Genomic DNA, 21,684 nt, shown 5'->3' with positions numbered 1-21,684 from the left:
CATGGGCTATCTCACCACCCATTTCCGGGTTGTCGGCGCCCTTCTGGTTCGCGAAATGGCAACGCGCTTCGGCTCAAAGCCCGGCGGCTATGTCTGGGCGCTGCTCGATCCGGCGGCCCACATACTGCTGATGACGGTAATCTTCCAGGCGATCGCCCGCGCGCCGGCGCTCGGCACTAGCTTCGCGCTTTTCTTCGCCACCGGCTATATCGCCTTCCAGTTCTACCAGGCGATGACGGGCTACCTGAACGCCGCGGTCAAAGCCAACAAGGCGCTGCTCAGCTATCCGAATGTCGCGCCAATCGACACCATCGTCGCCCGCTTCGTCCTGCAGATGGGCACGACGTCGCTGGTCGCCTTGATTGTGCTCGGCACGATCGTCGCCACCATGCGGGTCGACACGAACATCCACTGGCCCTCGATCCTCGAAGCGGTCGGGCTCGCCTGCCTCTTCGGCCTCGGCGTGGCCATGGTCAATTGCGTGCTCTTCCTCAAATATCCGCTTTACGAGCAGGTCTTCAGCATCGTCAATCGGCCGCTGTTCCTGATATCAGGCGTCTTCTTCCTGCCCGACTCGATCCCCGCGCCGTATCGCGATCTCGTGCTCATCAATCCGCTCGTCCACATCATCATGGGCTTCCGCCAGGGTTTCTATCCGGAATATCGGGCGGTCGGCCTCGACATGGAGTATCTCTACGGAATCGCATTTCTGACATTGTTTGCCGGAATGCTGGTCTTCACCCTTTCTAGAAAGACGCTAAGAAACGAATGATCCGGTTCGAGCAGGCGACGAAATACGCCCGCACTAAGGGCATCAAGAAGCCGATCATCGAGGACGCATCGCTGACGCTCAACCGCGGCAAGAGCGTGGGCCTGCTCGGCCGCAACGGCGCCGGAAAATCGACGCTGCTGCGCCTGATCGCCGGCGCCATCAAGCTCGACAAAGGACGAATCATCCGCCGCGGTAAGATTTCCTGGCCGCTCGGCTTTGCCGGCAGTTTTCAGAGCTCGATGACGGGGGAACAGAATGTGCGTTTCGTCGCCCGCATCTATGGCGTCGATACGGAGCAACTGACTGGATATGTCGAGGATTTCGCCGAGCTGGGTCCCTTTTTCAAGGCGCCGGTCGGCACCTATTCCTCCGGCATGAAGGCGCGACTCGCCTTCGGCTTGAGCATGGGCGTCAACTTCGACTATTATCTGGTCGACGAAATCACCGCCGTTGGTGACTCAAATTTTAAGAAAAAGTGTCAGGCTGTCTTCGAGACTAGGCTGCAGGATTCCGACGTGGTCATGGTCTCGCACAGCACTGGCACGATTCGCGACTATTGCGATTGCGGCGTTGTGCTGGAAAAAGGCAAGATGACTTATTATGAGAATGTCGAAGACGCGATCCGTGCGCACGACAAGAATATGAAGGAAAGCTAAATGGCGGCAAGCAAGGACGCGGCAGTGAATAAGCCTGACCCCGCGCAGGCCGCCGACAAGCCGAACACCGCCAAGGCCACGGCGAAAGGCAAAGGCATCGCGGTCCTCGAGGGACTTCTCGGCAGGGAGAGCGCACCTGTCATCCCGCTGCCGGGGCGCAAAGTCGAGCCTCCCAAGAAAGCTGGCTGGCAGCCGAAATGGCTGAGGAAGCTGCGCTGGCGCCACGCCATCATCGGGGCAACTTTCCTGGGGCTTGTTGCCGTGCCTGCGACACTCGCCTCTCTCTACATGGCCTTCATCGCCGCCGACCAGTATCACAGCACGGCATCCTTCGCAGTCCGCAGCATCGAAGGCGGAGTTTCGGGGGATATCCTCGGCATGTTCAGTCAGGCTTCCGGCGGCAGCACCGTTTCGGACAGCTATATCCTGATGGACTATATTCTTAGCGAGCGGATGGCCTCGGATGCGGACCGGCGGTTCAAGCTCGAGGATGTCTACGCGACACGCGGGCTCGACTATTTCTACGGCATCGGCTCCGACCTGCCGATCGAGGACAAGCTTGCCTACTGGCGCGATATGGTAAAGGTCAGCTTCGACCATGCCTCCGGCATCATGCAGGTGACCGTGAAAGCCTTTGAACCGACGCAGGCGCAGGAGCTCGCGCAGTTCATCGTCGACCAGAGCGACAATCTGGTGAACAGCCTTTCGCTCTCCGCCCGCAACGATGTGTTGCGCGCCGCACAGGACGAGGTGCTCGCCGGGGAAGCGCGGCTTTCCAAGGCTCGCGCAGGGCTGCGCGACTATCGCGACAAATCGCAGGAAATCAGCCCAGCGGAAGGCGCGAAACTCGCGGTTCAGCTGATCGGTGGCTTGGAAGGAGAGCTGACGAAGCTCAACGCCGATCTCGCCACGGCCAAGAGCCAGATGAGCGAGGATACGCCGCGCATCCGCGTGCTCAAGACCCGCATCGAAAGCTTGGAACAGCAACTCGCCGTCGAGCGCCAGCGGCTGGGGGCGGGCCAAAAGGGCACGTCGGATGCACACAACCCGAACGTCCCGGACGTTGCCGGCCGTATCGCCGAGTTCGAGGAACTGGAGACCGAGCGGGAGTTCGCCGAGCGCGCCTATACGGCGGCACTGGCCGCGCTGGAAAAGGCGCGGGTAGAGGCGAATAATCGGCAGCGTTATCTGGCGCTCTTCATAGAGCCTACGCTTTCGCAGATGGCGCAGTATCCGGCGCGGTTGCTCAATGCTTTTCTTGTGGCTCTTGGGTTGCTATTTGCCTGGGGGATTGGGGTGATGGCTTACTACAACATAAGAGACAGGGCATAAACGTGTGTCCTACCTTGATAGGTTTTGAGCACGTCGCCACAGAATTCATTGGCAAACACCATCTTTTTGTCTAGATAGCTGCCAATATCACTCACTCGCTCACAATCGAGAAGATCAGAATGCACTCAGACGTGATTGCGTTGGTTCCTGCGCGGGCCGGTTCCAAAGGGCTCCCCGGCAAGAATGTCAGAGAACTTTGCGGCAAACCGCTTTACCGGCACAGCGTGGACGCAGCGATTATGGCCGGAATTCCGAAGATCTTTGTTTCCACGGATATAGATGAGATTTTCTCCCATTCTCTTCCCGGCGGCGTGCAGGTCGTGCGGCGCCCACCCGGTCTTGCCGCCGACACTACCACGATGGCGGATGTTCTGATTGATTTCTTAGGATCCACGCTTCCCAATGGCGGCACAGTCGTGTTGCTCCAGCCTACTTCACCGTTGCGGAAGCCAGATCACATCCGAGCCGCTTTGGAATTGTTCGCCGGTGGAGATTGTTCGCTTGTCATGAGTGTGTGTGCAGCGAATTCAAGCGTTTTGAAATGGGGCCAAATAAATGGGGATCGATTCCAGACGCTCTCCGATCCCCGGTACTGTTTTGCCAACCGTCAATCCTTGCCACCCGTGTTTCGTCCCAATGGGGCTTTGTATGTTTTTGATGCAAACACATTCAGGGCTAACGGTGACTTCTCTGCCGCCGCAATAAAGGTTGTGCAAATGTCGGAAGACGAATCACTCGACGTTGACACGATAGAAGATTTTAGAAAGTGCGAAGCAGCAATCTCACAAGGGATCACTCAATGAAGATTCGTAATCGCCAGGTCGGCCCTTCTCACCCGCCTCTCGTTATCGCTGAAATCGGGATTAACCATGGTGGTAGCCTTGAGGTGGCAAAGGCCATGGTCCTGGCGGCTGCCCAATCCGGCTGCGAAATCGTCAAGCACCAAACCCATATTGTCGAAGACGAGATGACGGATGAGGCAAAGAAGATATTCCCGCCCAATGCCGACGTTTCCATCTGGGACGTGATGAAATCCTGCGCCTTATCACTCGAGGACGAAAAGACACTGAAAGATTACGCAGAGGGCCTCGGCCTCATTTACATATCTACTCCCTTCTCGAGGGCGGCGGCCGATTTCCTCAACTCGATAGACGTACCAGCCTTCAAAATCGGGAGCGGCGAGTGCGACAATATTCCCCTGATCCGGCACATCGCCTCCTTTGGCAAGCCCATCATCATGAGCACGGGGATGCAGTCAATCGAAACCATTCGCGCGTCCGTCGAAGTATTGGAGCGCTCAGGTGTCGAATATGCTCTGCTTGAGTGCACAAACCTTTATCCTTCTCCGCCGGAAATTGTTTCTCTGCGCGGCGTGACGGATTTAAAAACGGCGTTCCCTAATGCTGTCGTCGGATTTTCGGACCACAGCATCGGGCCGGACATGGCTCTCGCATCTGTGGCCCTTGGGGCTTGCATCCTTGAGCGTCACTTCAGCGACACACGGTATCGCAAGGGACCTGACATTTCCTGCTCAATGGATCCCGCGGAGCTGCGCTTCCTGATCGACAGATCCCGAGAAATCTTCATAGCTCTGAATAATGAGAAGCGGCGGACGGAGCCGGAGGAGGCAGTCTACCGGTTCGCGCGGAGCTCAGTTGTGGCTGACCGAGACCTTCAGCCAGGAGACGTAATCTCCGAGTACGACATCTGGGCACGACGGCCAGGCAATGGCGACATTCCCGGCTATCAGCTTGATGAACTGATTGGAAAAACTATCACTGTAGCCCGCAAGCGAAATGAACAGCTCCGCTGGAGTGACTTCGAGACACATCCTGAGGCTCTACTATGACTAAAAAACTATTGTTTCTTACCGGAACGCGTGCAGACTTCGGTAAGATTGAGCCCTTAGAGGCTGCCTCAAAAAGAATTGAGTGATTTCAGCCAGTTGTGATTCCGTCGGATTTGCAAAGATTCGATGGAGATCACGATGGCCTGGACTGAAACCACCCGGCGCAATTATGTCCGGCGGACGAGCGGATATGCAAGCGATGTCACGGATCGCGAATGGGATTTTGTTGCACCGTTCATGCCTGCGCCACGGCGTCTGGGTCGTCCGCGCAAGACTGATTTGCGCGATGTTTTAAACGCCCTTCTCTATATCGCTTCGACAGGCTGCCAGTGGCGGATGCTGCCGAAGGACTTTCCGCCCTGTTCGACGGTGCAGCGATATTTCTATGAATGGCGGGCAATGGGTCTTTGGCCACGGATCAACCATCACCTCGTCATGGAGGCGCGGGAATTGGAGGGGAAAGAAGCCTCGCCGACAGCGGGCGCGATCGACAGCCAAAGCGTTAAAACGACGGAAAGCGGCGGTATCCGTGGCTTTGATGCAGGCAAGAAGATTAAGGGCCGCAAGCGCCACATCATTGTCGACACGCTCGGGCTGATGGTCGGCCTCATGGTGCACAGCGCCGATATTCAGGATCGCGACGGCGCTCCCGATCTCCTGAAATCCATCAAAAACCGGTGGCCGTGGTTGCTTCATGTCTTCGCTGATGGCGGCTATGCGGGCGACAAGCTCAAAAAGCGGCTGCAGAAAATCGGGAAATGGACACTCGAAATCATCAAACGTTCCGACAAGGCCAAGGGTTTTGAAATCCTGCCGCGCCGCTGGGTCGTCGAGCGGACCTTCGCCTGGCTGGGTCGATGCCGCAGACTGGCCAAGGACTTCGAAAAATCCGTCGCTTCAGCAGAAGCGTGGATCACCATCGCTCACATCCGCATGCTCACCAGACGCCTTGCAAGATATGGATATCGTTGAAACCTTTTCGAGTCCGACTCTTAGCTGTGGCGGCAAATAAAGCCGGCTACGCGATTAATTTTTTCGTGACCGGTATGCACATGCTGGAGAAATACGGTGCGACGAAACACGAGGTCCACCGCCTCGAAGGCATTGAAGTACACGAGTTCATCAACCAGCGCCTCGGCGATCCCCAAGACCTCATCCTTTCGAAAACGATCCTCGGAGTTTCCGATTGGGTGTATGAACACAAGCCCGATCTGGTCGTCGTTCATGGCGATCGGATCGAAGCGCTGGCGGTTTCGCTCGTCTGCGCGACCAACTATATCCGCTGCGCCCATATCGAAGGCGGTGAAGTATCCGGGACGATCGACGAGATCTATCGCCACTGTAATTCAAAGCTCTGCACCTATCACTTTGTCAGCTCGGAAATTGCCAGAGCTCGCGTCTTGGCTCTCGGCGAGGATCCACAGTTCGTTTACAATATTGGATCACCCGAGTTGGATCTCCATCGCGGCGATTCTGGTGTGACCCTCAGCAAGGTTCGGGACCGCTATGCAATACCATTTTCGGAATATGGGATCGTCACCTTCCATCCGGTAACGTCGGAAACGGACACGATAGGGGCGCAGGCGCGAAGCCTTTTTACGACACTGGCTGAGAGCGGCAAAAACTTCGTGATCATCTCGCCGAACAATGATCCTGGCAGCGATGACATTTTCGCTGAGATCTCGGAGCTCGATCCGCATCGTTTCAGGCATTTGCCGAGCATGCGTTTCTCTTACTTTTCCGAACTTATGAAAAATGCGAAAGCCATCATCGGAAACAGTAGTGCCGGGGTGCGAGAAGCACCGTTCTTGGGAGTGCCCAGTCTTAATATAGGGACACGGCAAAACAATCGATCCAGCGCTGCGACAATCACGGACGCATCGGCATTCGACGTCGACACTATTCGAGAGTTCCTAAACACGACGTGGGGCAGAAAGTTCTCAAGCGACCAAAGCTTCGGTAACGGCAACGCCGCCTCTCGTTTTGTCCAAGTTTTGAATGATCACACGTTTTGGTCAGCACCGCTTCAGAAGCAATTCAATGACTAGCGGTGATGTAGTTGGCGGAGCTACATCGGCTCTGCCGGCAGGGACAGACCTGATCATTATCTCTAATGGTCGGCAAGCGCAGAATGCGTTAGCATTTATCGAGGAGTTCGGAGAAACTCTGCTGTTGCGGCCGTTCGTTCTGACCCTTTATACAGACGCTAACCTTAAAGAGCGGAGTAGCATCTCTAACCTTCTGACGGAAAAACATGTCCCCCATGGCCTCCTGAAGCTGCCAGTGGGAGCCGCCTATTTCTCACTTCGAAAGCAGGGCCGAATACTGAGAGCATATCGGTCTGTTCTCACGAAGAACACGCCGCGGCGTCTTTTTCTATTTAATTACAATACCCACTACGGCCTTGTCTACGATCTTGCCAAAAGGGCGGAGATGCAGGTTTTCTTCATCGAAGAAGGATTGTCTTCTTACAAGAAGGCTCATGCATACGCACCGCCTCGGTCTTTGATTGATATAATCAACAAGGACATTATTGCCGATTCTTTTCTTGGAAAGATACTTTTGAAAATACCATATGAATTAGCTTCAAATCCAAAGACAGGTCTCAAAACGCTGGTGCGTTTTATTCAAAAAGAACTTTCTTTTGCCGTTAGGTGCATTGTCGTACCCTTCGACAATGAACTTACGGCGTCCTGTTTCAAAGGTATATTCAGCCGTAGCTATCGCTTCAGACGGTTCCACGAGCCGATATCCGGCTTCAACGGTGTGTTTGGTACTTTTCCGGACCGACTGGCCAACAGTTTCGGTGCGAGTGAAAGGAATTACTTTAGCTATATAAAACGCACCTTCCGAACAACCCAGCATCATTACGCAAGCAAATTGGCCGACTGCGGAATGACCGCTCAGTCCCTTTTATATGTAGATCAAGCCTACCACATAGACAAAGAGGTGATTATAGGTGTCATAGCGAAGTGCATTCAGGACAATTTCCCTCAAACGGATACATTGTATATTAAAGCTCACCCAAAATCTGATTTCAGCCTCGAAAAGCTCGAGGTGATCCGCGAGCGTTATCCCGAGTTTGAGATAAAGCTGCTACCTCATACAGACATACCAGCAGAGTTTATTCCTGCGCTCACCGCCTGTCGAAAAGTGATCGGTATCGCAAGTACAGCACTCGTATACGCAAGTGATCTCCGGCCGGATGTCGAGGCATACTCGATCTATCGACAGCTCTTGCCGCTAATTGCGAAAGACGCACGCACCGCTAAGATTGTTGCAGAGCACGGATCGATCCTCGAGGACTTCAACGGGGTCCAGTTTGTCTGATTCAAAGAAGCGCCGGGACGATTTTCAACGCCATCCCCTGATGCCATCAAAAGCGCTACTCATATATTCGGCAGATTCCTATGTTGGGTATTGCGACGTACTTTATAAGCATTTGACTCGGATCTCATGCGAAATCAACGTCATTGAAGTCGTGGAGGATCTTCGAGAACCCGGCCTGTCAAAAGCTCAGCGTGAAAAATGGGGGGTCTCTTTTCCGGAGTGCAGCATAAGCATAGTCGCAGAAGCGGAGCTACCCAGGTGGATAGCTGAGAGCGGTGCAGACTTCCTCTTCCTTGGTCTACCGGGGAGAAAGGTCTTTCATATTTGCAATACTCTCCATGAGTTTCCGAGCTCAATTGCGTTGATGACGATCGCAACGGGATTTCCTGGACTTCAATATTACATGAGGTTTACTGGCCTATTTTGGAGGTCCTTTGTTGACCAGCTTTTGTTCACAGATCCACATTTATACCGACTCGCCAGGAACTGGCTTTCCCTATTGCCACTGTCGACCGCAAACTGCGTGTTGCTAGGCTCCCCTCGACTAAAAGAAGTGCCGCCACGCAGCCACATCCGCATCAGAAAATATATCGCCTTCTTTGAACAGAACGAAGTTCCGGCATCGAGCCACGGCCGATATGAGCTGGCGAGACAACTTGCAATTCTGGCCGACTTGCATCCGGACAGGAAGCTTTTGATAGTCGCGCGCAACAGCTCCGGTGAAACTTCAAATCACCAAGCACTCGACAACATGAGGCTCGCCCATATATTGCTAGAGAGGGAAGGCCGAACGGTCGAAGTGTTCAATGGTAACTGGATGACCATTGCCGACGACATAGAGTTCGCAGTTAGCGTTTCTTCCACGGCTCTGCTTGAGGCAAGCATCTTGCAGATCCCATCGTTCAGCATCGCTATTGGCGAGGAGTCCAAATCGCCATTTGATGCCTCTCGCTTCTTTCAGCGAGTGGGCTTCGAACGGCATTTGGGAGATCTCGCAGGACCGCTCCCTTTGAAACCGGTCGCCCGCGCCGCAGATTTTTTGGCGCCCCTAGACATGAATGCGCTACCGCAGGTCATTTCTCGCAGGCCCAAGCCGCGTCGCACGACAAAGCCGTACGAGTTTGCTCTGAGACGCTGGTGTGTCGCATCAGCGAGGGCGCTCGATCGAGCTTTCCGTTTCATCGACCGTTAGCAATCAGCTTTAGACTAAGACTAGAACAGGTCCCTCGAAACTTTTGACGTCGGCGTGTCTCTCGGTAGCGATTTCCTCGATGAGCTCTCGCCAAAGACAAAGGTTGAAGCAGCATGATTGGACCCAGGAATCGGTGTTCGAGTGTATCTCGCCTGCGGAGCCACGCAGATGCGCAACTATGCGGCGAGGGTAATTATGCGGAGCCGGAGACACCGATGGGCGCATTGCCCGGCTTTTCGACAACCATCGACTGAGGCGGTGCTAGGATTGACAAGCATGAAGCGCCACTGAGCGAGATCGGCTTGCGTTTGTGTGCGTTCGATCGGCGATAGCGCAGCCGGTCTGCTTCTTCATGCCCGGCTTGGATCCCCCTGCTGACTTCGAGAGCGAGTTCGACGACCGCCGGCGTCATCTGCTCAGCAATCAGCGTGCCGATGGCTTCATCGACAGGAGGCCCGGTGATCGACTGACACATAGGCTCCCACTTTGAGGTACTCGACATGCCGACATGCTGAATCCGATCTGGCGCGTCCACATGTGTGGGGCTGTCCTCTTTTCGAAGCGAAAAGCCGCTTGTTCGCGTCCAGGACCATCTAATTACTGCCGCGCGTCACTCAAAGCCTATCCTCTCGTATCTCCCGTGTCGAGGCCGTCAACAGAACCAGCCCTGCCACAAAGCAGACAAGCGCGAATTCGATCATATAGCCCTTGTCCAGCAAGTCGGCCCGGTACTCCGGGTAGATGCTCGCCCTAAACCACATGATGACGTGCACGAGCGGGTTGTGCAGCAGAAAATCGCGGAAGGGGCTCGGCAGCGATTCCGGCAGGAAGAAGACCCCGGAGATCATAAAGAGCGGCCGGTTGATGATGCTGAAGATCTGTTCGTAAAGCGGGAAGCGGGCAAACATCACGATGTTGATCGTGCCGATGCCGAGACCCAGCAGGGCGGCAGCACCCGCGGCTTCGATCATGCCGGCGATGTTCATCGGCTGGGTGACACCGCCGAGTTCGAGGATCATCATCAGGATGAGGATCGTCACCAGCGTATCGGTCATCAGCTGAAGGATGAAGCGCGAGACGATCGCATCGAAAGGGGTGACGATTGGGTATGAGAAGAGTGCCTTGTTGGCCTTCACCGTGCCGGCCATGAAGCCGGACATGCGCTGATAGAAGGCGAAGGGCAGATAGCCGCTTGCGAAGAACAGCGGAAAGCTCAGGCCCAGCGCCGGCATCCGGGCGATCGCCTGGAAGATGAGCGTCATCAGCGCGACATGGGCCACCGGGTCGAAGATCGCCCAGAGATAGCCCCCCGGCTTCGAACCGAAGCGCGTCGACATTTCCCGCACGATGAGCGCCGCCGTCACTCGCAGATGCTGCTGGATGAGATTCACGTCCGATCCTAAGTGAATTGCCGTTGATGGAGCGCTCGCTGCCCCCTCATCCGCCTGCCGGCACCTGCTCCCCGCAGGCGGGGAAAAGGGACTGGCGGCATGCGCCTGCGGGCAGAGGTTGAGGTGAGGGCGGCGCCCGCATCTCGCCGCCATATTCCACAAACCACACTTTCTGGCAAATCCCTGGCGCAGCCGAGCGGCACAAAAAAGACCGCCTCGATCCTTTTCGGTCGAGGCGGCCAGGCGGCGGCCCCACTGGGAGGTGAGCTCGTCTCGCTCAGCGCCCGCCTTCGACTTCGCTCAGGAAAGTGCTAAGCTCCTTCTCCTCAATACCGACAAGATGGCCTTTTTCCGGATAGGCGCCGGAACGGACGTCGAAAACGAATTCGGAGAAGGCGGCGATGCGCTCCTGCTGCAGCCGGTCATATTCGGCGGCGAAGTTGCGATAGGTCTTAGCGTGGCGCGGATAATGGCCGCGATTGGCGCCGAGCACGTCCTCGGCAAAGAGATATTGAGCGTCGCAGCCCGTCCCCGCCCCCATCGACAGCATCAGCATCGAGCTGCGCGCGCTGATCGCGGCGGCGACTTCGCCGGGCACCACCTCGATCTCGGCGGCAAAGGCGCCCGCCTCTTCCAGCGCCTTCGTCTGGCGCCAGATCTCGAGCGCGCTTGCGGCCGTCTTTCCGACGGCGCGAAAACCGCCGGTCCAGGTGGCCTTGGAAGGGATCAGCCCAACATGGCCGCAGACGGGAATGCCTTCCTCGCGCATGCGCCGCACGGTAGAAAGGCTTGCGGCGCAGTAGACAGCGTCGCCGCCTGCCTTCAGCGCCTGAAAGGCGGCACGGATATAATCCTCCGCGGTGACATGGTCTCCATATTCGAGGCCGGGAAAGGCGAAGACGGAAGGGGCCGCCTCGCGAAACTCCGGGCCGAGCAGCGCCGGCGGGACGGAGACGAGGTCGATGCGTGCCTTCTCCGCAGCCTCCGCCTCTTCCAGCGTCATGACCCGGAGCATGGTAAGCTGGCGCTTTCCTTTCATCGACAGGAGATCGGCAACGGTCGGGCGGCGGTGTCTCATCGGTCTCTCCAGTAGAGCGCTCCGGCGAGAGCGAGCAGCACTTTCGCCTCGGAACGTGCGTCGTTTCAAAGAAAAGGCACTCAGGCCGCCAGCAGCTTCTTGAGCCGGGTTTCGGGCGAGGCAAGCGCCAGCGGCTCCGGCTTTGCCCCGGCGGCGATCAGCATTTCGGCAAGGCGGATATCGCGGGCGACTGCATTGCCGGGGCCGATGCCGCTTGCGGCGATCAGCCGTCCCTCGCCATCCAGATGAAAGAGGATGAAGGCTCCCTCCTCCATGTCGCGCCGCACGGTCGTTTCTGCACCGTCGGCAAGCCCCGCGATCTGCAGGGTGAACTCGTACTGATCCGACCAGAACCACGGCACGCTGACCATGGTTTCTCCCGCACCCATCAGATTGGCGGCGGCAAGCGCGCCCTGGTCCTGGGCATTGCGCCAGGCTTCGAGCCGCACCCGCCGGCCGCCATAATGGGGCAGAGGGAAGGAGCAGCAGTCGCCGGCGGCATAGATGTCGGGGTCCGACGTGCAGAGCCTCTCGTCGACGGCAATGCCGTTTTCGATCGCAAGTCCGGCCGCCTCCGCAAGTTCGGTGTTGGGCACCGCGCCGATGCCGACGACGATCAGGTCGGCCTCGATGTCGACTCCGTCGGCAAGCAGCAGGCGTGCGCCGTCTCCGGCTTCGTCGATCGCCGCGATTTGCGCGCCACAGATGATCTCCACGCCTTCCCGCCTGTGCCGCTCGGCGACCAAAACGGCAATCTCCTCCGGCACGCCGCGTGAGAGAACGCGCGGCAGGCCTTCGACAAGCACGACTTCGGCGCCGAGCTTGCGCGCAGTCGCGGCAAGCTCCAGGCCGATGAAGCCGCCGCCGATGACGGCGAGCCTTGCACCGGGTGTAAGGGCGCCGCGGATCGCAAGCGCATCGGCATGCGTCCTCAGCGTCCGGATGCGCCCGGCATTTTCCGGCACGCGCGGAAAAGCGCGGGGCCGGGCGCCGGTGGCAAGAAGCAGACGGTCATAATCGAGGGATCGTCCGTCCGAGAGCGTGACGGCTTTGTGCACGCGGTCGATGCTCTCCGCCGTGACGCCGGTCAGCACCGCAATCCGCGCTTCTTCGTAGCGCGCGGCGCCCGCGATGAATTTCGGCAGGGAGGCCTCCGCGAGGCCGTCCTTGGAAAGCGGCGGCCGCTCATAGGGAAGGTGCGGTTCGGCGCCGATTAGCATGATTTCGCCGCCGAAGCCCTTTTCCCGGAGGGCAAAGGCTGCCCGCGCACCGCATTCGCCGGCGCCGATAATAACGATATGCGTCATGCTCTCCTCCCTTTTCTGCCTTGAAGGCCCCTCTCCCTGCGAAAGCATTTCGTCCGACGCGTTCCGGATTCATGCCCTCTCACCCGCCGGGAGCGTCCAAAATCTCAACCCTTAAGAAAGCCCGATGAACACGCTCCCCGCCTCCACCTTGACCGGATAGGTCCTGAGGTTGACGCAGACGGGGGCGCCCCTGGCCTGGCCGGTCTTATAGTTGAAGCGGCCGTTATGCTTCGGACATTCGATGATGTCGCCCATCACCAGGCCGTCGGCGAGGTGGATCTGCTCGTGCGTGCAGAGACCGTCGGTCGCGAAATATTCGTCGTCCGGGCTGCGATAAACGGCAAAGGTGCGCCCCTCGTGATCGAAACGGACGACATCTTCCTCGTCGATCTCTTCGGCCGCACAGACCTCCACCCAGTTCGAGCTCATTTCTTTCCTCCATTCGATGGTTTGCTGCGATCGCCCGCGCCGCCTCACTCCGCGGCAGGAACGAGCCGGTCGTTGTGGAACTCTTCGCGATAGGGCTTTGCCGTCGGCGGCAGTTCGCGCTTCAGAAAATAATCATCGTTCCTCAGCTGCCGCAGGAATGCCGGGATCATTTCACGGTAGCCGTGCAGGATCGAAGGATTGGCCGCCGGCAGGTCGTGCTTGATCATGGCGTGCAGCCTCGGCAGCGCGTGATAGGGCACCATCGGGAACATGTGGTGCTCCACATGGTAGTTCATGTTCCAGTAGACGAAGCGGCTGACCGGATTCATGTAGACCGTGCGGCTGTTCAGCCGGTGGTCGGTCACGTTGTCGGCAAGGCCGCCATGCTGCAGAAGCCCCGTCAGCACGTGATGCCAAGCGCCGTAAAGCCGCGGCAGACCGATGAGCATCAAGGGCAGGATCGAGCCGAGATAGAGCGAAAGGCCGATCGTCGCCAGATAGATGGCAAGCCAGATCCGGGCGACGCGGATCGCCTTCGGCTGCTCCATTTCCGGAATGAAGGTCTTCTCCGCGGCGCTGGTCACGCCGAAGGCGTTTCTGACCATATCGATCATGGCATGCCAGACGTCGATGATGCCGAAGAAGTTGAGGACTAAACGGAGGAGGTCCGGCGGCCGCATGACGGCGATTTCCGGGTCGCGCCCGACGATGACGGTATCGGTATGATGGCGGGTATGGCTCCAGCGCCAGGTGACCGGATTGCGCATGATCATGAAGCAGGCGATCTGGTAGACGGCGTCGTTCATCCACATCGTCTTGAAAGCGGTGCCATGGCCGCATTCATGCCAGCGGCTATCGGAAGCGGATCCGTAAAGGACGCCATAGGCTAGGAAAAAAGGCGCCGCCCACCAGCTTCCCCAGAAATAGATGCCGAGGCCGCCGAGAAGAACCATGCTGCCGAGCCAGATCGCGGTGTCACGGATGGCGGGGCCGTCCTCCCGCTTCATCAGCTCCTTCATCTGCTTGCGCGGAATGTCGGTGTGATACCATTCGGCTGCGGCAAGGCCGCTTGCAACCGCCGCCTCGGCATCGCGGCCGAGCAGGCTGTAATCGCGCTTCGTCGCAACTGTCGTCATCCCTGCCTCCCCTGCAGCGGGCGCCTCTCATATGCGCTAATGTGGCTGCAGCCTTTTGAACCGGCGCCTCTCCCGATCGGCGCCTCCATCCAATGAAGTGAGGATAGGTTGACTTTGGATGCTTCTCAATGCAGTCATGATATATTCTCTCAATTCCTATCAGAACGACAGGCTCACGGATGAGGGAATAGTTTCAGGGAGGGAACATGACGAAGAGGCCGACGATCGCGGATCTCGCCCGCGCCTCCGGCGTGAGCGTCGCAACGGTCGACCGGGTGCTGAACGGCCGTCATCCGGTGCGCGAGGAAACGGCACGCCGCGTCTATGATGCGGCGAAAACCATCGGCTATCATGCCGTCGGCCTGCTGCGGCAAAGGGTCTTCGAGGACCTGCCGCAATACTCGCTCGGCTTTCTCCTGCAAAAGCCCGAGCAGTCGTTCTACAAGGCCTTGGCAAAGGAGATCGAAAACGCGGCGCTTTCGGTGACGCATGTCCGCGCCAACGCGCAGGTGGATTTCGTCGCAAGCTCCACGCCCAGCGCCATCGTCGAAAAGCTGAAGATGATGGCGGCGCGCAATCAGGCGATCGCGCTGGTGTCGCCCGACTACCCGGCCGTGACTGCGGCAATCGAGGAGCTCAAGGAACGCGGCGTCCCCGTCTTCGCCCTGCTGTCCGATTTCGCGGCGGGCGTACGCGAAGGCTATATCGGTTTGAACAATCAGAAAGTCGGCAGGACGGCTGCCTGGATGATCGTCAAGGCAGCCAAGCGGCCCGGAAAGGTCGCGGCCTTCGTCGGGAGCCACCGTTTCCATGGGCACGAATTGCGCGAGATCGGGTTTCGGTCCTATTTTCGCGAAAACGCACCCGATTTCGAGGTCCTCGACACGATGGTGAATCTCGACACGCCCGACATCACCCACGAGGCGACGCTCGATCTCCTTCAGCGCCATCCGGATCTCTTAGGCTTTTACGTCTGCGGCGGCGGCATGGAGGGGGCCATCTCGGCGATCCGCGAGGAAAAGCTCGGGGGCAAGCTGCTCGCCGTCGTCAACGAGCTGACGCCGGAATCGCGCGCGGGCCTTACCGACGAAACGGTTCTGATGGCGATCTCGACGCCCGTTCCGGCTTTGGCCCGGGAAACGATAGACCTTATGATCGGCGCGATCGACCGGGGTGCTTCGAGCGTGCCCGGCCAGACCTTCCTACCTTTCGACATCTATACGCCGGAAAATATCTGACGCCCACTTCGCGAAAGACATTTGCGAAATCGCGTTTTCTGGAAAACGATAGCGAATCAATAGCTTTTACAACCAGGAGAAAGCGATGCGGCGCTTCATTCTTAGTCTTCTGGGCGTTGCCGCGCTCGCCATCGCTGCAATTGCCATTCTGCCAAGCCTGATTTCCAGCGATTGGGTGCGGAGCGAACTGGGCCGGCAATTGTCGGCTGCGACCGGCAGTTCGATCGCGTTCAACGGCCCTGTGAACCTTTCGGCATTTCCCTATCTTGCGGTCGTCGCGGAAGACGTGACGCTCTCGGCCGAAGCGGAAGGGATAACCGCCGAGTTTGCGGAGGTCTCCGGTTCGGTGGCGCTTTCCTCCCTCTGGTCGGACCGCCTGCACATCAAGCAGATCGCGCTCGACCGTCCCGTCATCGTCCTCGAAGAAAAGGCGGCGGACGAAGCGGCGCTAACCACTGCAGGCAGCGGGCATGAGACCGGTTCTGGCGATCCGCTTCCCGCACTCGTCGCCTTTCTTGAACGAAGCGCAATCGAGTCGGTCTCGATCGCGTCCGGCACCTTTATCCTGCGAAGCGCGACGAACCGCGATGAGGTCGTGTCCGATATAGCGCTTACGCTTTCGGCACCCGACATCGACGACGAGTTCTCGCTTTCTGCATCCGCCCGCATGGGCGAACGGAACTACGAGACGAGCTTTACCATCTCAACCCTGCGGTCGCTGCTCGAGCGCCAGCCCGCCGATGTCACCGTTACCGCGGAAGCGGATCCGGCTCCCGCGCCGGGCCTGACCAACTTTGAGGCAAGCGGACAGCTCACCCTGAACGCCAATGGCAGCTATCAGATAAGAGGCGGCGAAGTGGAAGCCGGCGAACAGGTCTTCGGCCTGAACGCGCTCTTCGTCCCCGGGGAGCGCGCGCGCTTTCTTGTAGACCTCGAAGCCGACCGGCTCGACCTGACGCCGTTCATGGATGCCACGCCGCAAACGTCGCAGTCGGGAGCGCCGGCCGCGGACACGGCCAAGCCGGCGAATTTGCAGTTTCTGGCCGGCTTCGACGCCGATATGAGCATCAACGCGGCCGCTTTGACCCTTAGCGAAATTTCAGCGTCGGACGTTTCCTTTTCGGCCGCACTCAAGGACGGAAAACTGACGGCTAAGCTCGGGCATCTGGGGATCGACGCTGGCAGCGTTGCCGCGAGCGTCGCGACCGACGTCACGGCCGAAGACCCGGTCTTCCGGGGCCGCCTCGCAAGCACCGGGCTCAACATCGCGAAGCTCTCAGCCCTCGCCGGCCAAACCGTCCCGCTTTCGGGAGCATTGACGATCGACGCCGGCTTCGCCTTTCGCGGCCTAGATGCGGAAGCCGTCAGAAAGACGGCCGATCTCACGGGAACGATCGGCCTGCGCGATGCGGCCTATACCCTGCCGGGCATTGCCGATGAGACGATGCGCGAGGTGAAGGCGAAGAAGATCACGGCCCGGATTGAAAGCCTCGCGAAGCCGGTGCGCGTGGCCGGCCGCCTGGACTGGCGCAACAAACCGGTCGATGTCGATCTGCAAATCCCCGCCGCCGATACGATTCTCACCGGCAATCTCTCCACTGAGGGAATGCCCTTCAAGCTTCAGGTGAAGATGTCCGACACAAACCTGTCGCTCGACGGCAAAGCTGCTCTGTCGGGGACCTATGCGGGAAAACTCGGTTTTTCCACCGCCGACCTTTCTGCTTTCCTTGCCGCCCTCGGGCAGAGCGGTGCTGAGAGCATCGGTCCGCTGGCGTTCAACGGGCATGTCGATGCGGGCGCGACGGGTGTTTCCTTTCAAAAGGCGAGCATATCCGTCAACGGCGTCGAAGGTGCGGGCAGCGGCTCCGTCGAATTCACGACACCGCTGAAGATCAAGACCGCGCTGAACTTCGACGAACTGGACCTTGCGCGGCTTGCCGGGGCGCAATCCCCGGCTCCGCAGGCAAAGGCGTCGAAGGGGGCGGAACCCGCCGACGTTCCGCTGGATCTCTCTTCGCTTCGGTCGATCGATGCAACCGTCCAGCTCAATGCCAAAAAACTCGGCTACGGCAAGGTCTTTGCCGGACCGGTTGCCACCAGTCTCGTCGTCTCCGATGGCGTCGCAAGCCTGACGCTGCCCGAAAGCCCCTTCTATGGCGGCCATGTCGTCGCGAGCCTTAAGGCCGACGGCTCCCAGGCCGAGCCCTCGATCGACCTTCAGGCCTCCATCTCCGGAGCGTCGGCCGCACCGCTTTTGACGGACATGGCGGGCTTCAAATATCTCGAGGGTGCATTGAAAGCCCGGTTCGACGTAACGGGTGCGGGCGCCACGAGCAGGACGCTTGCGAAGTCACTGCAGGGCACCGCGGACGTGGCCTTTTCCGATGGTGCCATTCGCGGCATCGACATCGCCGATGTCTACAATAATCTCGTGAGCCTGATGTCGTCAGGCTTCAAGCAGGACGGCAGCAAAGCGACGACATTCACCGAGCTTGCGGCATCCTTTGCCATTGAGGGCGGCGTCGCGCGCACCGAAGACCTTAAACTTGTCGGTCCACTGATCCGCATGATCGGGAACGGCGCGGCAGACCTCGCGCAGAGCACTTTGAACTTCCGGCTCGAGCCCCGGCTCGTCGCTTCTCTCCAGGGCCAGGGCGCCGAGATCTCCACCGATGGCATCGGCGTCCCCGTCGTGGTCGAAGGCAGCTTCGCCGCACCCCGCATCTATCCGGACCTTTCGGACTTGCTGAAGAACCCCGATGCCGCATTGGCAAAGCTCAAGGATTTCGGACTGCCGATCGACAAGTTGCCGATCGGCGACCTCCTTAACGGAGGCGGTGCGGGCGCCTCGGTCAAGGATCTGCTCGGCGGCACCTTGGACAAGGCACTAAAAGACAAGGCGTCCCAACAAGGAGAACAGCAACTCTCGATCGAGGAGATAATTGGGGGAGATCCAGCGCCCAATCCCGACAAGGCGGCTGTGGAAATGCCGGCGAACGAGGAGCCTGCAACCGCCGAGCAACCGGGAGCCGGAACTGAGATGCCCGGTGAAGAGGTGGACAGTCCGATGGAGAGCCTGTTCAAAAAGCTCCTGCGCTAGCCGACCCTATCCTGCAATTGTCTTGGCCGCCAAAGGGATGGTTTACCGGCAAGAAAATCGCCTACTACATCGACGGCGACAAGGCTAACTATGTAAGCGCACGCAGGATCATCAACGGCACGGATGGCGATGCCGGCCAGGGTAACTTCCGGTGAAGCAGCCTGCCCGTGGTGAGAATTTACGTCGCTAGTTTCGTAATTGGCGACGTAGCCAGGAGTGAACTTACGGGCGGGTAGAGGTTCTGACGGGCATGGCGCCAGGGTGCCGCGCCGCATGATCGGCGAAGAGCTGGCGCCGCATGGCAGCTCTCCCGGCCTGTGCTGAGCAATCTGGTCCAGCAAGCATCGCTACATCGACCTTGGCGTCCTTGTGTGGCATATCGAGCGAACGGTGACGCAGCGCCGTGCCAAAAGCTTCGGGTGTGGCCCCCGAGCGCAGCATCGAGGTTGCCGCTGAGGGCCCGCTCCGGTCGACGCGGGATCAGTCCCGGTGGACGAAAGCGTGCGGTATGGCGACGCGACCTTCAAGGGTGGACGCGCGACACGTGCCCTCTGCAAGCAAACAACGACCTTCCGGCGGCCCGAGCCTCGATAGCCGGCGGCGTATCTCTCTGAGCGGCATCACATTTTTTTTTGCGGTCCCTCACTCATGTTGAATCGGAAAAAAGCGGCCAGCTCAACCATTGCTAAGTGCCGGCCGCAGGATCGCCGTCGCGAGAGGAGGAGGGCGCCAGGCAATAAGTATTACTTAGTTTATTTCTTGCTTAATTAGACTTTAGTATCATAGTCTACCCTCCTTCGCTTTGGGAGGAGCAAGATGGTAGAACGAGTTGAAGCCGACAAATTTTCCAAGAAAATTTCTTCTAAGGTATGGAATATACACGTTTTTTGCCGACGACAACGCCTGCCCCAAGAGGAGGAGAAGCGTTTGACCAGCCTCTTCGGCGATTTCGCCACGGCTTCCGAGTTGCTTCACAACGTCAAGCGCGAACCGAGGTGGCGGTATTAAAGTCGGAGCAGTCCCGGCGATCATCGCGAGGTGGAACGTCCGCGGTTCCCAATAGAAGGCGGCCATCGAGCGGCCTTCTATATCTTTCATACGGATACGCGAGCGCAGCGTGATGCCCGCGCTGAAGTTTCTGACGGCGTAGGATCACTTTCTCCAAGCGGCCCTTCCAGCAAGCCGGATTGCCAGCCGTGTCCCATTCGTGAGCGATTGCGTCGTCGATCACTGACCGTATGGGCGAGCGCAGCCTGTCGGCTGTCTTGGGCCTTTCCCGCCAGTGCGGAAGCAGGCAGTTCAGAAGACCATCCATGCAATCCTTGAACGTCTTCGGCGTGATTGAAACGCGACCGGCGCGCGGATCCTCGCCCCGAACAAGCTGCCCAATCGCTTCCGCCTTCTCTCGAGCGAGAGCCACAGGAGCCGTACCCTGCGCGTACAGAGACCGGATACATGCCGAAGGCGATGCATTGATGTACGAGGGCGTCGCTTGCCCTTGATTGTGAGTTGCGCTCCGTAGCACCGACCACCATGAAATAGCGCTCGAAAAACCGCATGTGTTCGGGTGCACCATCTCCCGCTCAAAAAGCCCGCACTGGTGCAAAGAGAGGATTGCTCGCTCGGACGGCACTTCTAACGCACTTTGATTTCGCCATCAGAGTGGAGCCACCATGAACGGCCACAGCGGTCGCGCATCGTGCTCAAACGCCATCGCTCTTGACGGCCGATGTCGGAAAAACGTCACCACTGGACATTGCTGTCATGTGGATAAAAGTACCGGATCTCTGCATTGACACGGACTCGGCTCGCATGGACGAAACCTCGAGACAGCAGAAAAGGCCGCGATAGGACTTTTTACTGCAGTGACCGGCGACCGTAAACCTTGGCTCCTCCAAAAGTACCATCCATCCTCCTTTTTGGCTCTGCGGTTGCCGAATTGGCGTATTCTCGCCAAGAGCGCCGGGAGCATAGAATAGCATCAGGGAAGGGACGCCTCGAATTAGGAGCATGGAGATATGCCCGACGGTCAAGGAAGCTCACCCACGAATACGGCGCGAAGACATTTCATCGGCTTGGCGGCCGCGGCGGGAGCCAGACTAGCCGCCTTCGCCGCGTTCTCCGCTACCGTGACGTCATCAGCGGCCGCCAAGGAGGCCGGAAAGCGGGGTATTGATCTAGGCCTTGGCCGTGGTCGCGACGGCATTGGCAAAGGCGGCCCACTGTGCCTGCTACGCGGCACGGCAATCCTCACGTCCAAGGGCGAGACGGCGATCGAAGACCTCCGAATAGGCGATCTCGTCAAGACGGTCCGCGGCGAATTGCTGCCGGTCAAATGGATAGGTCGCCACGTCTACCGGCGTGCGTCATCCACGTGGAGCGAGAGCGTGGTGCCAATCCGCATCCGCCGTTTCGCCCTTGACGAGCAAACGCCCCGCAAAGACCTCTATCTTTCCTCCGGTCACGCACTGTACATCGACGGCGTTTTTATCAGGCCGAGTGATCTCGTTAACGGAACGTCGATTGACCCGGCGCTGCCCGGCGACTCGGATGTGCTCGAATACTATCAGATCGTGCTCGCGACCCATGAAGCGGTCTTAGCAGAGGGTGTCCCGGTCGAGACTTTCCGTGTCGAGGGCTCCAATTATGAGGAGTTCACGAACGGCGCGGAGTACGCGCAGCTTTACCCCGTCGGTGAGCACACTTCGATGAAGCCCTTCGCCAAAACCGTTGGCTATGGCGGCAGGGAGCATCTGAACGCGCTTTTGCGACTTGCAACGCATCAACTCGTCGCGCCACGTTCACCCCTGGAGGACGTCTATGTGCGCGTGGCGGCACGCGCAGGCGATCTCTTGAGCTAAGGTATTCAGTCGG

19 protein-coding genes are annotated in these 21,684 nt (G+C 58.6%); 13 read left to right on the top strand and 6 right to left on the bottom strand.

The genetic code is table 11. From position 1 onward, the window contains the following. Position 1 precedes the first annotated feature (1 nt). The 9 genes from JOH52_RS25575 to JOH52_RS25535 all read left to right on the top strand — a co-directional run bounded on the left by JOH52_RS25575 (position 2) and on the right by JOH52_RS25535 (position 9,131). Positions 2-772 carry an ABC transporter permease gene (locus tag JOH52_RS25575; protein WP_024311917.1) on the top strand — a complete coding sequence of 257 codons (771 nt, stop codon included), beginning with the start codon at positions 2-4 and terminating at the stop codon, positions 770-772. Beyond that, positions 769-1,428: an ABC transporter ATP-binding protein gene (locus tag JOH52_RS25570; protein ID WP_024311918.1), complete on the top strand. Its 660-nt coding sequence runs from the start codon at positions 769-771 to the stop codon at positions 1,426-1,428. Before JOH52_RS25575 ends, JOH52_RS25570 begins: the two co-directional genes overlap by 4 nt. After that, a complete protein-coding gene (locus JOH52_RS25565) occupies positions 1,429-2,760 on the top strand; it encodes a KpsE/RkpR family capsule polysaccharide export protein (RefSeq protein WP_040121046.1) in 1,332 nt (443 codons plus the stop codon). It begins immediately after the preceding gene. Between the two features lie 119 nt (positions 2,761-2,879). Further along, a complete protein-coding gene (locus tag JOH52_RS25560; RefSeq protein ID WP_040121047.1) occupies positions 2,880-3,563 on the top strand; it encodes an acylneuraminate cytidylyltransferase family protein in 684 nt (227 codons plus the stop codon). Then, positions 3,560-4,609, top strand: coding sequence for an N-acetylneuraminate synthase family protein (locus JOH52_RS25555; RefSeq protein ID WP_127626888.1), 1,050 nt, complete (start codon positions 3,560-3,562; stop codon positions 4,607-4,609). The genes JOH52_RS25560 and JOH52_RS25555 overlap by 4 nt, the downstream gene beginning before the upstream one ends. A 138-nt stretch (positions 4,610-4,747) precedes the next feature. Continuing rightward, entirely contained in the window at positions 4,748-5,581 is an 834-nt protein-coding gene (locus JOH52_RS25550) for an IS5-like element ISRm4-1 family transposase (RefSeq protein ID WP_013851057.1), read from the top strand. After that, positions 5,578-6,657, top strand: coding sequence for a UDP-N-acetylglucosamine 2-epimerase (neuC, locus tag JOH52_RS25545; RefSeq protein WP_153530090.1), 1,080 nt, complete (start codon positions 5,578-5,580; stop codon positions 6,655-6,657). The genes JOH52_RS25550 and neuC overlap by 4 nt, the downstream gene beginning before the upstream one ends. Further along, complete coding sequence (locus tag JOH52_RS25540; protein ID WP_040121049.1) at positions 6,650-7,939, top strand: alpha-2,8-polysialyltransferase family protein; 1,290 nt, start codon at positions 6,650-6,652, stop codon at positions 7,937-7,939. The genes neuC and JOH52_RS25540 overlap by 8 nt, the downstream gene beginning before the upstream one ends. Beyond that, on the top strand, positions 7,932-9,131 hold the full coding sequence (locus JOH52_RS25535) for a DUF6716 putative glycosyltransferase (RefSeq protein ID WP_127510669.1): 1,200 nt from the start codon (positions 7,932-7,934) through the stop codon (positions 9,129-9,131). Before JOH52_RS25540 ends, JOH52_RS25535 begins: the two co-directional genes overlap by 8 nt. A 193-nt stretch (positions 9,132-9,324) precedes the next feature. Here JOH52_RS25535 and JOH52_RS25530 read toward each other — a convergent pair whose 3' ends face one another. From JOH52_RS25530 to JOH52_RS25505, 6 genes are all read right to left on the bottom strand, one after another. Next, positions 9,325-9,606: a hypothetical protein gene (locus tag JOH52_RS25530; RefSeq protein WP_040121050.1), complete on the bottom strand. Its 282-nt coding sequence runs from the start codon at positions 9,604-9,606 to the stop codon at positions 9,325-9,327. Positions 9,607-9,745: 139 nt separating this feature from the next. After that, positions 9,746-10,522: an ABC transporter permease gene (locus JOH52_RS25525; RefSeq protein ID WP_040121051.1), complete on the bottom strand. Its 777-nt coding sequence runs from the start codon at positions 10,520-10,522 to the stop codon at positions 9,746-9,748. Positions 10,523-10,799: 277 nt separating this feature from the next. Then, the gene (locus JOH52_RS25520) at positions 10,800-11,600 is read right to left on the bottom strand and encodes a 3-methyl-2-oxobutanoate hydroxymethyltransferase (protein ID WP_017275685.1); all 801 of its coding nucleotides are present in this window, start codon (positions 11,598-11,600) and stop codon (positions 10,800-10,802) included. An 80-nt stretch (positions 11,601-11,680) separates the two neighbouring features. Further along, positions 11,681-12,907: an NAD(P)/FAD-dependent oxidoreductase gene (locus JOH52_RS25515; RefSeq protein ID WP_017271984.1), complete on the bottom strand. Its 1,227-nt coding sequence runs from the start codon at positions 12,905-12,907 to the stop codon at positions 11,681-11,683. Positions 12,908-13,018: 111 nt separating this feature from the next. Further along, positions 13,019-13,336 (bottom strand): MocE family 2Fe-2S type ferredoxin, encoded by a 318-nt coding sequence (locus JOH52_RS25510; protein ID WP_010975439.1) that lies wholly within the window; start codon positions 13,334-13,336, stop codon positions 13,019-13,021. A gap of 44 nt (positions 13,337-13,380) precedes the next feature. Next, positions 13,381-14,472 carry a fatty acid desaturase family protein gene (locus tag JOH52_RS25505; RefSeq protein ID WP_127657778.1) on the bottom strand — a complete coding sequence of 364 codons (1,092 nt, stop codon included), beginning with the start codon at positions 14,470-14,472 and terminating at the stop codon, positions 13,381-13,383. Between the two features lie 206 nt (positions 14,473-14,678). On the opposite strand from JOH52_RS25505, the gene JOH52_RS25500 reads away from it, so the two are divergent. The 4 genes from JOH52_RS25500 to JOH52_RS25485 all read left to right on the top strand — a co-directional run bounded on the left by JOH52_RS25500 (position 14,679) and on the right by JOH52_RS25485 (position 21,671). Next, positions 14,679-15,710 (top strand): LacI family DNA-binding transcriptional regulator, encoded by a 1,032-nt coding sequence (locus JOH52_RS25500; protein ID WP_122102894.1) that lies wholly within the window; start codon positions 14,679-14,681, stop codon positions 15,708-15,710. Positions 15,711-15,795: 85 nt separating this feature from the next. Beyond that, positions 15,796-18,810 (top strand): AsmA family protein, encoded by a 3,015-nt coding sequence (locus JOH52_RS25495; protein ID WP_127657777.1) that lies wholly within the window; start codon positions 15,796-15,798, stop codon positions 18,808-18,810. A gap of 816 nt (positions 18,811-19,626) precedes the next feature. Then, a complete protein-coding gene (locus tag JOH52_RS35270) occupies positions 19,627-19,818 on the top strand; it encodes a hypothetical protein (RefSeq protein ID WP_127638932.1) in 192 nt (63 codons plus the stop codon). Positions 19,819-20,828: 1,010 nt separating this feature from the next. Further along, positions 20,829-21,671, top strand: coding sequence for a Hint domain-containing protein (locus tag JOH52_RS25485; protein WP_164851812.1), 843 nt, complete (start codon positions 20,829-20,831; stop codon positions 21,669-21,671). Positions 21,672-21,684 lie beyond the last annotated feature (13 nt).

It is taken from the genome of Sinorhizobium meliloti, assembly GCF_017876815.1.
GTDB lineage: Bacteria > Pseudomonadota > Alphaproteobacteria > Rhizobiales > Rhizobiaceae > Sinorhizobium > Sinorhizobium meliloti.
The sequence above is the reverse complement of the archived record's forward strand: the minus strand, read 5'-3'. Positions and strand labels throughout refer to the sequence as shown.